Below are 16,084 nucleotides of genomic sequence, written 5' to 3'. Positions count from 1 at the left end.
AATGTTATTCCCCACTTTACCAATAAACTTTAGAAAATAGCAAAAAGGAAAAGTCATCATTTTAACTGTGACTTTTCCCTATTGACAGTTATTAATTCTGTTTAGAATATATTTTTTCCATGCTTTCTATAAGTGTTAGAACCATTTTAGCATATGGTGAATCTTTTACTTCTTGCATCAAAGACATCAATGTACTTTCGATAATAAAATATCTTGGGTGTTTGATCTCTATCTCTTCTTCAACGAATGTTAATAATTGTTCTATTTTTTCATGATTAGTTAGCCTATCATTATCTTTTTTTACATTCGCTTTTAACGTATAAAGCATACAATAAATTTCCTTTTTCCCCAAATCTTCATTGTTTATAGTTTGAACTGCAAGCCAATTATAAAGCATATCTGGATTTAAAAGTACTTCCTTTGTATTAGATAAATGGTTAACCATATCAAGAACTCTATTCACACAATACTGAACAATTTCATGAACATTTGTGTTATCTTGATAGACTAAAGTATGCATATAAATAGTAGAATGAATCATACCCATTAACATGATAGAGCAATCCAATAAATAGGTTTTGTTTTTTGAGCCACAAATATCTACTAATCGATTATACACCCAGTTTAACTCATGTACTCTTCTATTTTTTATATAGTTTTTTAATTCTTCATCATTCGTAAAAAGAATTTCTTCAAATAAAGAAATAATTTTATATTGGTTATTTGTCTTAATTAACATTTCAATTTGCTTAATAAAAAGAGTACTATCTGCTTTATCTTGACCAATTAATAATTGCTTCCTTTGCCATTCTAATTCCGTATAGATATTCTTAAAAATAGAAATCAACAATTCATTTTTACTCGAAAAGTAATTATAAAACGTACCTTTAGAAATATTACTTGCAGCTAATATGTCTTGAATAGACGTTTGTTGAAATCCATTTTCAATAAATAATTCATGGGCTTGCTGCATTACATGCTGTTTACGTTTGTTCATTTCATCACCTTTAGAAGAAAATTAGACTACTGGTTCAAATTATATACTAGGTTATTCACAAAGAAATTACAATCATTCCACAAGAATATTAGCAGATAAACCCCAGTGTTATAAGGAGTTCATCTGAAAAATCTTGCGTTCATTTCAACCAAACTTTTTTTACTTAGGGATTCTAAACATTTTTATTGCAATATTTATACTACAGGTATATTATTATTTAAGCTTAGTTTCAATAAGGATATTAAGAACATATAGGTCATGAGGAGGAATTGTTTTAATGAACATAAATGCAACAACGAATGAAAAAAAACCGCCATATGGCATAATTGTTATTTTAATGGCTGGTGCCTTTGTCGCATTTCTAAATTCAACACTGTTAAATATTGCTTTACCATCTATAAGCGCGGACTTCGAAATTGATCCATCTATTGGACAATGGCTTATTACTGGCTATATGCTGGTTAATGGAGTTATGATTCCAACATCCGCTTTCTTAATTCAAAAATATTCAACAAGAAGATTATTTATCACAGCAATGTCTCTTTTTGCTTTTGGTACTATAATGGCTGGAATGGCTCATTCCTTCCCAATATTGTTACTTTCACGTATGATACAGGCTTCTGGGTCGTCCATTATGCTACCTGTATTAATGAACTTCTTGTTAACCAGTTTTCCAGTTGAAAAACGTGGGAGTGCAATGGGTGTTTTTGGACTTATTATGACTTTCGCTCCAGCAATTGGTCCGACCTTATCAGGATATATTGTCGAACATTATGAATGGAGAATGTTATTCTATGTTGTTTCGCCAATTGCCATCATTGTTTTAATTTTAGCGATTTTTAAAATTAAGGATAAGAAGGAAAAAGTGGATATTCACATCGATCGCTTATCTGTCGTTTTATCGAGCCTAGGATTCGGTGGTTTATTATACGGATTTAGTTCTGCAGGTACAAAAGGATGGACTAATATTCATGTTTATGGCACTTTAATTGTGGGTGCAATAGCTCTTATTTTCTTTGTTCTTCGTCAATTAAAAATGACTACTCCAATGCTTGAATTCCGAATCTTTAAGTACCCGTTATTCTCGCTTTCAGCAGTTATTACCATTGTAATTAACATTGCACTATTCTCTGCGATGCTACTGATGCCAATGTATATTCAAACAGTTAGAGGAATTTCCCCATTCCACTCTGGATTGTTATTATTACCAGGTGCGATTATTATGGGAATTATGTCTCCTATTAATGGAAGACTTTTTGACAAATATGGAGCAAGAACACTAGCTTTAATTGGATTAACATTGACTGCAATCACAACCTATATGTTTAGTCAATTATCCATGACAACTACAACAACTACACTAGTACTAATTTATTCCGTACGTATGCTTGGTATGTCCATGGTTATGATGCCGATTATGACAAATGGTTTAAATGAATTGCCACAAAGAATGAATCCGCATGGAACAGCATTAAATAACACATTGTCCCAAGTGTCAGGAGCAATTGGCTCTGCAGTTATGATTACCATCATGTCTCAACGTACAGCAACACATGGGGAAGAATTGGCAGCTCAAGCAATGAAAGAGATGAGTAATTCAACTACTCAACCAACTCCAGAAGCACTTGCTACTATGCAAGAACAGCTCGGAATGCAGGCAATGCTTGAAGGAATTAATGATACCTTCTTAATATCTGTTGGAGTTGTATTAGTCGCACTTATACTTTCCTTTTTCGTAAAACGTGCGGTTCCACCAAAAGAAACAGAAGAACAAACTAGTCCAACGAAAATGAATGAGGCAGTTGAATAAAAATAAATTAAAAGTCAGCGACAATCGCTGACTTTTTTATAAATTATTTACTCATTCTGCACTTACTAAAATCTTCACTTGATTTTTTTCTGATAGCAATGATTTAAAGCCTTCTTCTACTACATCGTCCAATTTAATTTTTTTGGTTACCAATTTATCTGCAGAAAAATAGCCTTTTCTCATTAAGTTCAACACACTTGGAAATACATCTCGATAACCAATAATCCCCTTAATAGTACGTTCCTTGATAACGATATCATTTGGGAGAATTTCCGCGCCTTTTTCCCATATACTTACAATAACAGTTTCTCCTGCAATAGTCGTAGATTGAATAGCCTGTTTTAGAACTACTGGTACCCCAGTAACTTCAAAAGATACATCTACCCCACCATTTGTCCGGTGAATAAGTTCAGCTACAACATCTTCATATTCAGCTGGATTAACAACAATTGCTCCTAATTCTTCCGCTTTTGCCTGGCGTTCAGGAGAAAGCTCTATTGCATAAATATCTGTTGCTCCTGCCGCTTTCAAAGCCTCAATTACTAGTAACCCAATTGGACCACATCCGAAAACTGCAGCAGTATCCCCTGCTTGAACTTTACTAGATCGTACAGCATATAAAGCTACAGCAGAAGGCTCTACTAATGCCCCTTGTTCATAGGATAATTCATCAGGCAATTTATGCAGTAATTCTGTTTCCACAGAGACATATTCGGAGAAACCGCCTCCTCCGCCCGCTAATCCTAAGAATCCCATATTTTCATCTAAATTATAGGCTCCTTGATGACCATGTGTAGCAAAAATCGGTTCAACAACCACTCGATCGCCTACTTGATAATCAGTCACTCCTTCTCCTATTTCAACAATTTCCCCTGAGAATTCATGTCCCAATGTAATTGGTGCTACTTCATTTGTTAAAGGATGTGGCTGATCCACAGGTATAAAAATAGGACCTCCTAAGTATTCATGTAAATCACTTCCACAAATTCCACACCATTTTACTTTTAGTTTTACTTTGCCTGGTTCTACTTGAGGTTCCTTAATATTTTCTAGTCGAATATCTTTTTGGTCATGCCATCTTAATGCTTTCACGAGTAAAACATCCCCTGACTTAAATAGTTTTACAGCTAAACTGCTAAATTTCCATTGCTATTTGTTATTTAAGGCCTTAAAAACGTAAGTTTTAGAAACAAATTAATTATAGTACTTATGTTATTAATATGAAATTATATTATAATTAACTATAGTTAACTTTTACTTAACTAAAACTATTTTTAGAAAGGGTCAACCTATGAATATTGAACAATTAAAATATATAGTAGAAATTTCTAATAGCGGCTCATTAAAAACGGCTGCAGAAAAGTTAAATATTACATTACCTGCTCTAAGTCAATCCGTAACAAAGCTAGAGAAAGAATTAAATGTAGAGATCTTTCACCGTTCTAGAAAAGGTACCTATTCAACACAAAAGGGGGAGATCCTTATCCAAAAAGCTAACGGCGCACTAGAGAAATTACAAGAATTCTTAGATGAAGCAGAAAACTTTTCAGACACATTAAAAGGAGAGTTAAAAATCGCTATGTTTCCGGGACCATTAGATTTGCTGGCTGATCAAATTACTTTATTTAAAAAAGACTTTCCTTCCATTAAGGCTTCTATAGAAGAGGATAATTCCCAGCATGTTATCGAAAAAGTAATAAAAGAAGAAGTTGATATTGGATTTATTATATTTAAAGAAGAAGATATACAAAAATATAAAAATATACATTTTCATAAACTTTATGATGGCTGTATGGTTGTTGCAGTTAATATAAACTCTTCTTTAGCAAACAAATCCTATATCACTGAAAAAATGCTAGAGAACCAGCCAATTATTTTGTACAACGATCAATCTTATTTGAATTCGTCCAAAACTTAGATATGGTGGAAAGTAATATGGAAATTTTATTTACGACAAACAATGTAGAAACAATTCGATATGCATTAGAAAGAAACACAGCGATTAATATTGGCTATGATTATGCCTTTAAAACAATAACTGGGTTAGCAAACAATAATAGTTATGTTACCCTACCTTTTGTAGATACCTTAATAAACACCTATTATTTTGGTTATATATATGCCGCTAATAAAGGCATTTCTAGGGTAGCAAAAGAATTTTTAGAAAGGCTAACATAGTCTTTTCAAAGCTACTTCTCATCTTTGGAGCCCAACTAGTCTTTTTGGAAAAAGAGTATTAAGGATTTTAAAGAGACAATAACCAAAAATAATCCCTAACGCATTTAAAAGAACATCATCAATATCCGTACTTCTCCCAATAAATAGTTGAGTAATTTCAATAAACAATGGGATACCAATTGACATCCAAAACAGTGGAAAAAACTTTCTAAACTGTCGCCATAACAATGGAAGAAAAATCCCAAATGGCACGAAGACGACCACATTTCCTAATAGATTAATAAGAGATACTTGGTTCCAATTACTAACTTGCTCATTAGAAATAGCTAAATAGGAAAAAATTGTTGAAAAAGGAATGAGGTTTATGCTTCTTCCCCCTTCTAATCGTTGAATATAAAGTTTCTGTTTTCCATTCTCCATCGACATATACCATTGTGGAATAATGGTTTGGGATGCAACCCCAATACAGAACAGGACAAATAGAAATAGTAATATTTCCTTATTCCATTTCCACTCTTGCTTCTTTAATCTAATGTAGAGAGTACGACATATTAAATAAATTGGCGCACCAAAAATCATATAAATTAGCATTGACTCTAAATACTTTCGAATCATTCGAATCCTCCAAAAGTTATGAGATATTTTTTCTGCGATTAATACTTAACACAAGACCTATCAATAAAGCGTTAATAATGGTCGGCATTAGTCCATAGCTTATAAATGGCAACGATAAAGAGATAATTGGGAATAGCCCCATACACATTCCTATATTATAAATCACTTGGATACTATACAACGCAATCGCACCTATTAAGAGAAGCTTTCCATATCGATTTTTTATGTAACGAACATTTCGAATCATTTTTATTATCAATGCACTAAATAAAATCACAATTACTACTGCTATTACATACCCAAATTGAGAGGAAAGCTGAAGAAATACGGTGTCTGTTCTATTAACAAAAGACAATAACTCCATATCAGAAGAACCTATCCACTTGAGACTTGCCCACATTTTTTCTCGATATAAATATATCCAGCCAACATCTTGCGCATATCTATCAGGAAAAAGGAATCCTAATAATCTATGTAATCTTGCAAAAAAAGCATAGCCGAATAATAATATAAAAAGAACTGCACCCGTAACAATCGACAAGACGATTTGCTTTTTCGAAAAACTGCTCCAAAACAGCATAACAACCACCATAGTATAATAAATAAAGACAGTGGAAATACTATCATATCCTAAATAAAACAATATACTGGAAAAGAAAAAGAACAATAAAAAAGACAGATAGCTAAAATTTTTCTTGGTAAAAAGGGAAGCCCAAGCTAGCAGGAAGAACGGAATTGCCATTATTCCTTTAATGATAATTGGCCCAACTTTTAAATAGTTAATTCCGTTTATTGTAATATTGGAAAAAAGAATGACGGATAGTAATAATATGGATCCTATCATATAAAATACATAGCCTAATTCCTTACATTTCCGATAATCCAAAAACATGATTCCAACAACTATTCCAACTCCCAATAAAATGGTCCATAATTTCTCTGCTATAAATAATAAATCTGACGTTATATTAGGTAAAAGTCCAATCATCAATAAGCAAACTGTACAAGCAAAAACCATCCAATCAACCGTTAGACGGTGCAGTTGATTTAACTCCAGTCCCAATAGAATAGGACTTCCCATTTCTTTAATTGCTCTTTCTTCCGCTTCTTTTTCTTGTAACCCTTTTTTTATCCAACCTTCTTTAGCAAGTTGGATATGATGCTCCATTTCTAATTTAATTGAATCCTTTGCATCTTTTGATTTCACTTGCTCTATCACTTTATCTAAAAATATATGCCTTTTATTCATTTACGTACACCCAATCTATCAATTCTCTAATATCTTTGTTAGCTCCCCCTTCTACTTCCAACTTTTTTTCAAGCTTTTTTCCTTTTCGATCTATTCGGTAATATTTAACCTTTTTATCCTCCCATTCAGAAGCAATGATATTTTTCTGTTCTAAACGATGCAATAAAGTATAGATAAACCCTTCCTTTTTCTCAAATCTTTCAAAGCCACGGGCACGTAACAATTGTGTTAATTCAAAACCAGTTTTTCTATTATGCAGTAATTGTAAAACTGCTAATAGTACTTCCTCTTCCTTATCCTTTATTTGAATTTTTTTTAAGATTTCTTTACGATGCTCCTCACTAAAAGGAAGATGATCAAAATAAGTCTTTTTCAAGCTAGATGGAAGGTTTTTTAGATGTTTTTCCATTTTTCTTCATCTCCTATCTTTTTTAATAAATGCTTTGCTCTTCTAAGTCGTGTTTTGATAGTATTTTCATTTATTTTTAATATGGAAGAAATCTCGTTTATTGATAGTTCTTCAAAGTAAAAGAGAAAAATAATTTCCCGATATACGATTGGCAAATTCATGACAGCTTGAATAAGTAATTGCTCTTCTTCTTTTTGAAGAATTTCTTCTTCCACATTTTCATTTCTGTCTATCCCAAAAAGAAATTCATCATCTACTTTTACAACATTTTTTGCATACCAACTTTTCAAATAATCTTTACAGCGGTTAATAGCTATTCTCCATAGCCATGTTCGTAAGCTAGATTTTCCCTTATATTTATTCAATGAATAATATACTTTTATAAATATATCCTGTGTTAATTCTTCGGCTATTGCTTGATTTCTCACATAGGAAAAAACCAAATGCAACAGCTCTTGTCCATATGTAATCATTATTTCTTCAAATACTTCTTCTTTATTGTCTATTTCATTCCAGCTTGCTGACAATTCTTCCATACGATAACCCCCCTTACTTACTTATTAGACGATAAGATGACGGAAAAAGTTTGGAGGTAAAGACAAAATTGATTAAATTTATTTTTGGTAGGTCCTTGGATTGGTGCTATTCCTTCTGTCATCGTCAGGCTATTACACTCGCCGATACAGGCAATTATTGTTCTCGTAATTGTTGTGATTATTCAACAAATGGAGAGTCTTTTTGTTCAACCACAAATTATTGGAAAAAGGATGTCTATCCATCCAGTCACAGTAATGGTTTTAGTTTTAGTTGCGGGGCGATTTATAGGTGTTATCGGCATGGTTCTTGTAATCCCAATCTTTGCTATTGTTAAAGTAATTGTTACACACACAAACAGACTATGGAGAATTCGACAGGAAGAAAAAATACTTAAAAAAACTCCTGCGGTTTTAGATTATCACCTAATTCCGCAGGAGTTTATTTATTATAACTGTTTCACTGCTTGTAAATTTCTCTTTTTCATTTCGAATTGTTTAAACATCACATAATAAATAAAAGCACTTATTATGGCAAGTATAGCAATAATCAAAAATGTCCATTTGAATCCAAACCACGCACTCATTGGAATAGATAATGGTGCAATCATTTTGGAAAAAGTAAACCTCAGACTAGCTGCTGCAAAATATTTTCCCCTTTGGTCCCGAGGAGCGATTTCCGATATAAAGCTTTGCTGGATTCCTGCTGTCATCAGTTCAGCAAAACTAAATAATAGCATCGCAAACATTAACCCCAAAATCAAATTGGTTTGGCTAAACATAATAACTGCCGTTGCATAAATAAAGGAGGAGACAATAAATACATTCTTCTCTTTGTATTTAGACATCCATCTTGTCACCATTATCGTAAATATAGCTACTACTAAACCATTTTCTGCTAGGATTAATCCAAATGCCTGCGTACTTTGAATCTCTAACGACCAACTGCCGATAGAAAATAATCTTTGGGTTGAAACCATTTCATCGACATAAACAGGCAGTAATAAATCTAATTGCATAAAAGTTTGTCCGATTAATACCCCTGCTAAAATAAACATTAAAAAAGTTCGATCTCTGACAATAACCTGATAATCTTTCATCTGATTACCTAACGCCATCACCCAATTCTTTTTTGTGCCAGTTGCCTCTTTGTATGGTGGAGCTGTTTCTGCTATCCAAATTTTTAAAACAATACTTAATAGAATATTTAATAGTCCAGCTGCTAGTAAAAGGAAGAATCGATAATCCTTATAAAAGAACCCTCCTAATATAGGGCCTATTACTACTGCAATATTAGTAGACGTATAGAATATCGCAAATACACTACTGCGATCTTTCTCCTTAACTACATCAGCTACCATCGCTTGACTTGCTGGCCAATAGATACTTGTAAAAAGGCTAATCACTGTAAAACAGATAAAACTAATGGCAGGAGAATCAAGCCAAGGAGAGCTTGCTAAAGCAAAGACTAGGTAAGAAATCCCTTGCGCCAAGCTTGATAGGACCATCATTTTCTTTCTTCCGTATTTATCTGCATAATAGCCACCAAGTAGATTGGCAACAACCGAAAATCCTTGTGAAAGTATTAATAAGAACCCAGCAATCGATTTGCCAAATGATTCTGTAAAATAAATCGCTAAAAACGGGAAAAACATCCAAAATGTAACATTAACGGTTGATTCACCAGCAAGACGAATCTTTAAATTTCGATCCCAATCTCTAAGTCGCATCGTCATGTTTGTTGTTCACTCTCTTTCTATTTGCTTCTCCTATCATACCTTGATATTTCGGATTAGGAAAGACTTTCTTATTCCTTGGATTAACTGGTTTAGAATAAACAGTTTGCACAAAAAGAAAGAGGCATGTTAGTTAGCAACAACGCCTCTTATACTAATAGTTTTCTATTTTGCTATATTACATTATTATAGGTTTTCAACCATGCCTGTGCCATCAACATATTCCCAGCAGAATTCATATGTACTCCGTCTGTTGTCAACACTTGATGATTGGGTTTCTGTAAATATTCGATAAACACTTGATGTGTCGGGACAACTATTGCTTCATGTTTTATTGCTAATTGATGAATTACTGCTACATAATCCTTTAATAAAATATTCCCTTTTGCTTCTACCGATTCCTCGATGATTGTTGGTTCCATTAAAAAGATCCTAGCTTCCGTATTTATCTTTACTTGTGTTAAAAGGCGCTCATATATTTCCCTAAAAATAACAGGTGTAACTTGTTCCATATCAGGGTTGTCTAGCTGTCTCCATACATCATTTATTCCAATTGAAATAGATACTAAATCTGGGCGCAACGATAGGACATCCTCTTCCCACCTTTTCTCTAAATCTAGGATTCTATTTCCATTGATACCTTTATTAAAAAATACCGGCAATGCTTCAGGCTGATTAATGGCAATATAATCTTTAATATACCGAACATATCCATGACCGATATGTTCGCTATCTTCAAGTTTATCCGCCTGTGTAATACTATCTCCTATAAACACAAACCGTTGATTAGCAACCATCCTTATCCCTCCATCAAAACGCTTTCAATATTACAATAACACTTTTAACTCCCGCAAAGCAACAGGTAAGTACACCTAAATGAAAAGCCTCCATTGGAAAGAGAAAAAACACCAATGGAGACTTCTTAAGCTATGATATTATTGTTGCGCTTGCACAATTTTTTCTAGATTTCTTTCCATTACCTTAATATAATCCAATCCATTATCTTCATCTTCTTTGCTTAATACTTCTAATGTGCTAAGCACTTCTGTTTTTGCACCAATTTCAGATGCGAGTGTATCGGCAACCTTTTTAGATGCCGTTTCTTCAAAATAAATAACACTAATATCATGCTCTTTTGCAAAATCTTTTAATTCAGCTAAACGTTGTGCGTTTGGTTCTTGTTCTGGTGATAATCCAGCAATCGGCACTTGTGTAAGTCCATATTCACTAGCTAAGTATCCAAATGCAGCATGCTGGGTAATCATCTCTTTTTTCTCTACTTTACTTAAAGCGTCTTGATATTCTTGATCAAGTGCTGATAATTTCGCAATATATGCTTCACTATTTTGTTGATAGCTTTCCTTATTATCTGGATCTGCTTCAATTAGACTAGCTGTAATTGTTTCTACTTCTTTAATCGCTAGTGCTGGGCTTAACCACACATGCGGATCTTTCTCATGGCTATGCTCGTCTTCAGCTTCTTCACTATCATGATCATGGTCTTCCTCTTCGTTCTCATGATCGTGTTCTTCCTCTTCACTCTCATGATCATGTTCATCTGTAATTCCCTCTTTTAAAGTAATGTCACTACTTGCTTCAATGAACACTGTTTCTTTATTATCAACAGCAGCTTTAATTGTATCTACAAAGCTTTCCATATAAATACTATTAAAAATAAATAAATCTGATGCTTGGACATTTGCTATATCTTTCGGTGTCGGTTCCCAACCATGTGGCTCCTGACTAGAAGGTATAAGTATTTTTACATCTGCCTTATCACCAGCTATGTTTTTTGTAAATTCATACATTGGATAAAATGTTGTCATGATCTGTAGCTTTTCTTTGCTTGATCCACTAGACACATCATTTTCACCTTTCCCACATGCAGCTATTATCAATACTGCAAGTAACATTATACTAATTAATTTAAATTTTTTCCCCATTTATCTCACCCTGCCTTTTTAATTACTTTCATTATGCAATATTTTTCGGATATTTTCGTAAAGTTAGTTGCTTATCTCCTGTTTCTGTGCAAACAAGTGTAATATTTACTCTCATAATTACCAAACCTTTCTTTGTTCATACCCTAATTATGCATATGTGATACTGGATAAGTAACCTTGAATGGTGTATCAATACAAGTTTTATGTAAGCTACAATTAGGTTCGCCACCATTTATTGAAAACTGATGAAAATCATAAAGGTAGGAAAACTATTTTTAGCATCTTAACCTCCTTACTTAATATGCGAGGATTAAATAAGACCATTCCTCTTCATTATTCTCTTGTTCCCTCTACTGATTAAAAAAAATACCTACAGAAATTTTGGTCAGCTCATTATTTTCCCTTAAAACTCCTTTGGGAATTTTCAATAGGCTTAAAAACAAATCGAAACAATTACGATTTAGAGTGTTGAGTGAATAATCATTTCATCGACTATCTTATATTAACCGTAATCATTACGATTTGTAAAGTGTTTTATAAAAATTTTTTTCCATTGTTTTTTCTATTATTACGTATTGAAAGAACCATCTTAAGCAAAATATTATACAGAAAAAGCTATACTAACCGTCTTCCACGGTGTAAGTATAGCTTTTCTGTATAAGTAATCGGCTGAAAATAGTATTTTACAAAGTCTCCACTTTCGATTTAAAATAAACTCGTTCTTTTTTCTTCCCTGATTCGTAAACCGCACAAATCATTTCTTGTGTTTTTAAGGCATCTTCCCCTGTGATGTCTAAAGGGATTCCCTTAGCTAATGAATCATAAAAATTATTTATTTGCTTCACATGACTTACTCCCCAATATCCTTTTACTCCATTTTCATAATCGAAGGTTTCCTGTGGATTATTATCTGCAATAAATTCTCTTCCATCAAGTAAACGGACTGTTGCCCGGTCTGCAACCATTTTGGCAATTCCCTTTTCACAATGTAATTCAATTTCAACAGGTGCATCATACGTATAATAATTAATGGCATGGAAAGCTGTAACGATGCCATTTTTATAGGCTACAACCCCTTCTGCTGCATCTTCCACTTCTATCATTTCATGTGCCCGATTACTTATCGATGCATCTACATACTTAATATCATCAGCAATAAACCATCTCATTAAATCCATTGTATGGATTGCTTGATCGATTATTACCCCTCCGCCTTCTTTTTCCCATGTACCTTTCCAATCGCTTTTTTGATAATAATCATCCGATCGGTCCCATGTAACAGATAGCTTACCCGACTTTATCGTACCAAGTTCTCCATTATCCAGCATTCTCTTTATTAGCTGTGAACCAGGATTATAGCGATTTTGGAAAATAACACCAAGGGTTACCTCATTTTCTTTTGCTGTCTCAACCATTGCTTTCGCATCGTTATAGTGAATAGACATCGGTTTCTCTGTCAAAATATGAATCTTTCTTTTTGCTGCTTCTATTGTTACTGGTGCATGGAGATGATGTGGCAAACAGATATGCAAAACATCTATCTTTTCTTTTTCAAACATTTCCATATAATCAGTATAGATTCCACATTGATAGATTTTTGCTTTTTCTTCTGCTCGTTCTTGTTTCACATCACAAACAGCTACTAGCTCTGCATCTTCTCTTGAGACAATCGACTGTGCATGCATAGGAAAAATATTGCCACAACCAATAATAGCTACCTTTAACTTAGACATATGTCTCCCCCATTTCTATTAGTAGAATACTATGCGATTCTTTATACCCACCACATTTGGGACGGTTTTTCCTCAATTAGGACAGATTTCAAGTTGGTCACCGCTCTTGTTAATCCCTCTCTAATCGACATTATTGGATCTTCGTGTTCAATGCTAACTACATAGTCATATCCATAGGTGCGCAAAGCACTTATCATATCAGACCATTCACTAACACTATGTCCACATCCAACCGAGCGAAATGTCCATGCTCTCGTTTGCACTTCGCCATATGGCTGCATATCTGTTAAACCATACATATTGACATTTTCTTGATCTATATACGTATCTTTTGCATGAAAATGATGAATGGCATTTGCCCTCGCTAGAATTTTTATAGCTGCAACTGGATCAATTCCTTGCCACCATAAATGGCTTGGATCAAGGTTTGCTCCAATAGCATCACAAGTTTCTTCTCGTAGTTTTAATAGTGTATAGGGGGTATGCACGAGAAATCCACCATGTAATTCTAAGCCAATTTTCACTCCATGCTCTTTTGCGAAATCCCCTACTTTCTTCCAATAAGGGATTAACTTTTCTTCCCATTGCCATTTTTTCACGTCACTATATTCATTTGGCCACGGTGTAACAGGCCAGTTTGGATATTTCGCTCCATCATGATCTCCAGCAGTTCCTGAAAAGCAATTTACAACAGGAATATTCATTAAGGATGCTAGTTTTATTGTTTTAATCAATGTTTCATGAGATTCCTTTGCGAACGCTTCTTGTGGTGAAATGGGATTCCCATGGCAGCTGAATGCACTAATGAAAAGGTCGCGCTCTGCAATTTTTTCAAGATATTCTTTTCGCTTTTCTTCTGAATCCAATAATTCATCTACATTACAATGATTGTTTCCAGGATAACCACCTGTACCAATTTCTACAGCTTGTATTCCTGCTTCTTTCACTGCATCAAGCATTTCTTCAAATGTTTTATCTGCAAATAAAACGGTAAACACACCTAATTTCATAAGAATTCTCCTTTCCAATATTCTGCATTGATTTTGTTAATAGGTCTTTATATTTTTGTAATTGTCTTTGTTTCTTGTGATGCTAATGCCGCAAGAATAATAGCTAAAGATTTCTTCCCTTCTTCTCCCGTTACAAGAGGATCTTTGTCTTCAAGAATACTTTCAATAAAATGGTCAATAACACCTGACTTATTTTGACCACCATCCTCATTTGACTGAATTCTACCTAACTCATAATTTACTTTTTCACCATTTGTGTACTGGATAATTAATGAATAGTTTGGATCATCTTCTAAGCGAATTACTGCTTTTTCTGCATAGATAACGGTAGAATTATCTTCTTTCCCTCTATAAGCCCAGCTCGCTGTAAGCGTTCCGATAACACCACTCTCTGTTCGTAATATACAAACAGCATTGTCATCTACACTTGAGAATTCTTTCGCATTTGTTTCTACAAAAGCCCCTACTTCAGCAAATTCTTCTCCTAATACATACCGTAATAAATCTGCTTTATGTACACCTAAATCTCCCATCGCACCAATAAAAGCCTCTTCCTTTTTAAAGAACCAACTGTCTTTGCCATCTACACTCCAGCCTTCTGGACCACCATGACCGAATGTCGTACGGAAACTATATATCTTTCCAACTTTCCCACTTTTAATTAACTGATGTGCTTTTTGATGGGAGGAAACAAAACGTTGATTATGTCCAATCATCAATTTTTTCCCACTCTTTTTAGCCGCTTCGATCATTTGATTTGCTTCTTCTTCTGATGTCGCCATTGGCTTTTCACAAAGTACATGTTTTCCAGCATGTAAAGCATCAATGGAAATAGGAGCATGAAGATAATTTGGAGTGCACACGCTAACAGCATCTATTTCTGCCATTTTTAACAAGTCTTTATAATCGGTAAATGCTTTCACTTGATATTTCTCAGCCACTTCTGCTGCTCTTACTTCGTTGATGTCACATACCGCAACTAATTCCACTTGCTCATTCCACAGATACTCCGGGATATGCCGATGTTGCGCAATACTGCCACACCCAATTACACCAATCTTTAATTTAGCCATTTCCATTACCTCCTCTATTTACTTAACAGATATTGTTTCGATAGGCTTTGCATTCCCATACACTGGTCTCTTCCGTTTAACTGGTGTTGCCCATTTAACTGCATTGCTAATGACTTTTTGAATATCTTTATGATGATAGGTTGGGTATGTCTCATGTCCTGGTCTAAAATAAAAAACCTTCCCGTTTCCTCTTGCATACGTGCAGCCGCTGCGGAAAACCTCTCCTCCTTCAAACCAGCTAGTGAAAATAAGTTCATCTGGTGCTGGTATATCAAAATGTTCCCCGTACATTTCTTCTTTTTCTAATTCAATATATTCATTAATTCCTTCCACAATTGGGTGATTAGGAGCTACCACCCATAGTCTTTCGCGATCATCTGCTTCCCTCCACTTGAGGTCACAGCTAGTACCCATTAAAGATTTGAAAATTTTAGAAAAATGACCAGAGTGAAGAACTATTAATCCCATTCCATCTAAAACACGTTGTTTCACTTTTTGTACGATTTCGTCCTGTACTTCATGATGCGCTAAATGGCCCCACCAAACCAATACATCTGTGTTATTCAATACTTCCTCTGTCAATCCATGCTCTGGTTCATCTAAAGTTGCCGTATGTGTTTGATAGCCCTCTTTCTCCAAAAATGCCGCAATCGTACCATGAATGCCATTTGGATAAATCTCCGCAACAAGTGGGTTTTTCTTCTCATGACGGTTTTCATTCCAGATTGTAATCATTGTTTTGTATCTCCTTTTCTCAATCTATGTATACGCTTTATTATAATAAATCAAAACAAATAA

The 16,084-nt window shown here is 34.1% G+C and carries 17 protein-coding genes; 4 read left to right on the top strand and 13 right to left on the bottom strand.

Features of this window, described 5'->3' with window-relative positions; genetic code table 11:
* Positions 1-91 precede the first annotated feature (91 nt).
* Positions 92-997, bottom strand: coding sequence for a TetR/AcrR family transcriptional regulator (locus QQZ16_RS03930; RefSeq protein ID WP_031539090.1), 906 nt, complete (start codon positions 995-997; stop codon positions 92-94).
* A 277-nt stretch (positions 998-1,274) separates the two neighbouring features.
* On the opposite strand from QQZ16_RS03930, the gene QQZ16_RS03925 reads away from it, so the two are divergent.
* A complete protein-coding gene (locus tag QQZ16_RS03925) occupies positions 1,275-2,807 on the top strand; it encodes a DHA2 family efflux MFS transporter permease subunit (protein WP_031539091.1) in 1,533 nt (510 codons plus the stop codon).
* 51 nt (positions 2,808-2,858) lie between these two features.
* Here the strand turns inward: QQZ16_RS03925 and QQZ16_RS03920 are convergent, their stop codons facing one another.
* A complete protein-coding gene (locus tag QQZ16_RS03920) occupies positions 2,859-3,899 on the bottom strand; it encodes a 2,3-butanediol dehydrogenase (RefSeq protein ID WP_031539092.1) in 1,041 nt (346 codons plus the stop codon).
* Positions 3,900-4,098: 199 nt separating this feature from the next.
* Between QQZ16_RS03920 and QQZ16_RS03915 the strand changes: the two genes are divergently transcribed.
* Both QQZ16_RS03915 and QQZ16_RS03910 read left to right on the top strand, forming a co-directional pair.
* Positions 4,099-4,725, top strand: a complete 627-nt coding sequence (locus tag QQZ16_RS03915) for a LysR family transcriptional regulator (protein ID WP_284561125.1) — start codon at positions 4,099-4,101, stop codon at positions 4,723-4,725.
* Positions 4,726-4,742: 17 nt separating this feature from the next.
* The gene (locus QQZ16_RS03910; RefSeq protein WP_284561124.1) at positions 4,743-4,985 is read left to right on the top strand and encodes a hypothetical protein; all 243 of its coding nucleotides are present in this window, start codon (positions 4,743-4,745) and stop codon (positions 4,983-4,985) included.
* A gap of 18 nt (positions 4,986-5,003) precedes the next feature.
* On the opposite strand, the gene QQZ16_RS03905 is transcribed toward QQZ16_RS03910, so the two are convergent.
* The 4 genes from QQZ16_RS03905 to QQZ16_RS03890 are packed head-to-tail and all read right to left on the bottom strand — an operon-like array spanning position 5,004 to position 7,794.
* Positions 5,004-5,600, bottom strand: a complete 597-nt coding sequence (locus tag QQZ16_RS03905; RefSeq protein WP_284561123.1) for a VanZ family protein — start codon at positions 5,598-5,600, stop codon at positions 5,004-5,006.
* Between the two features lie 16 nt (positions 5,601-5,616).
* Positions 5,617-6,849, bottom strand: coding sequence for an FtsW/RodA/SpoVE family cell cycle protein (locus QQZ16_RS03900; protein WP_031539095.1), 1,233 nt, complete (start codon positions 6,847-6,849; stop codon positions 5,617-5,619).
* The gene (locus QQZ16_RS03895; RefSeq protein WP_031539096.1) at positions 6,842-7,258 is read right to left on the bottom strand and encodes a PadR family transcriptional regulator; all 417 of its coding nucleotides are present in this window, start codon (positions 7,256-7,258) and stop codon (positions 6,842-6,844) included. The genes QQZ16_RS03900 and QQZ16_RS03895 overlap by 8 nt, the downstream gene beginning before the upstream one ends.
* On the bottom strand, positions 7,243-7,794 hold the full coding sequence (locus QQZ16_RS03890; RefSeq protein WP_031539097.1) for a sigma-70 family RNA polymerase sigma factor: 552 nt from the start codon (positions 7,792-7,794) through the stop codon (positions 7,243-7,245). Before QQZ16_RS03890 ends, QQZ16_RS03895 begins: the two co-directional genes overlap by 16 nt.
* 84 nt (positions 7,795-7,878) lie before the next feature.
* Between QQZ16_RS03890 and QQZ16_RS03885 the strand changes: the two genes are divergently transcribed.
* Positions 7,879-8,304, top strand: a complete 426-nt coding sequence (locus tag QQZ16_RS03885; protein ID WP_031539098.1) for an AI-2E family transporter — start codon at positions 7,879-7,881, stop codon at positions 8,302-8,304.
* Here the strand turns inward: QQZ16_RS03885 and QQZ16_RS03880 are convergent.
* From QQZ16_RS03880 to QQZ16_RS03850, 7 genes are all read right to left on the bottom strand, one after another.
* Positions 8,241-9,521: an MDR family MFS transporter gene (locus QQZ16_RS03880; protein ID WP_284561129.1), complete on the bottom strand. Its 1,281-nt coding sequence runs from the start codon at positions 9,519-9,521 to the stop codon at positions 8,241-8,243. The two genes, QQZ16_RS03885 and QQZ16_RS03880, sit on opposite strands and share 64 nt — an antisense overlap.
* A 179-nt stretch (positions 9,522-9,700) precedes the next feature.
* Entirely contained in the window at positions 9,701-10,324 is a 624-nt protein-coding gene (locus tag QQZ16_RS03875; protein WP_284561122.1) for an SGNH/GDSL hydrolase family protein, read from the bottom strand.
* A 138-nt stretch (positions 10,325-10,462) separates the two neighbouring features.
* Positions 10,463-11,470 carry a metal ABC transporter substrate-binding protein gene (locus tag QQZ16_RS03870; RefSeq protein WP_284561121.1) on the bottom strand — a complete coding sequence of 336 codons (1,008 nt, stop codon included), beginning with the start codon at positions 11,468-11,470 and terminating at the stop codon, positions 10,463-10,465.
* Positions 11,471-12,153: 683 nt separating this feature from the next.
* Complete coding sequence (locus tag QQZ16_RS03865; RefSeq protein ID WP_235251994.1) at positions 12,154-13,203, bottom strand: Gfo/Idh/MocA family protein; 1,050 nt, start codon at positions 13,201-13,203, stop codon at positions 12,154-12,156.
* A 41-nt stretch (positions 13,204-13,244) separates the two neighbouring features.
* On the bottom strand, positions 13,245-14,213 hold the full coding sequence (locus QQZ16_RS03860; RefSeq protein WP_235251993.1) for a sugar phosphate isomerase/epimerase family protein: 969 nt from the start codon (positions 14,211-14,213) through the stop codon (positions 13,245-13,247).
* Positions 14,214-14,260: 47 nt separating this feature from the next.
* Positions 14,261-15,286 (bottom strand): Gfo/Idh/MocA family protein, encoded by a 1,026-nt coding sequence (locus tag QQZ16_RS03855; protein WP_235251992.1) that lies wholly within the window; start codon positions 15,284-15,286, stop codon positions 14,261-14,263.
* Positions 15,287-15,304: 18 nt separating this feature from the next.
* A complete protein-coding gene (locus QQZ16_RS03850; RefSeq protein WP_235251991.1) occupies positions 15,305-16,021 on the bottom strand; it encodes a ThuA domain-containing protein in 717 nt (238 codons plus the stop codon).
* Between the last annotated feature and the right edge of the window lie 63 nt (positions 16,022-16,084).

This window comes from Bacillus sp. T2.9-1 (genome assembly GCF_950097965.1).
GTDB classification, from domain to species: domain Bacteria; phylum Bacillota; class Bacilli; order Bacillales; family Cytobacillaceae; genus Niallia; species Niallia hominis.
This window is presented reverse-complemented; position numbering and strand designations above follow the sequence as displayed.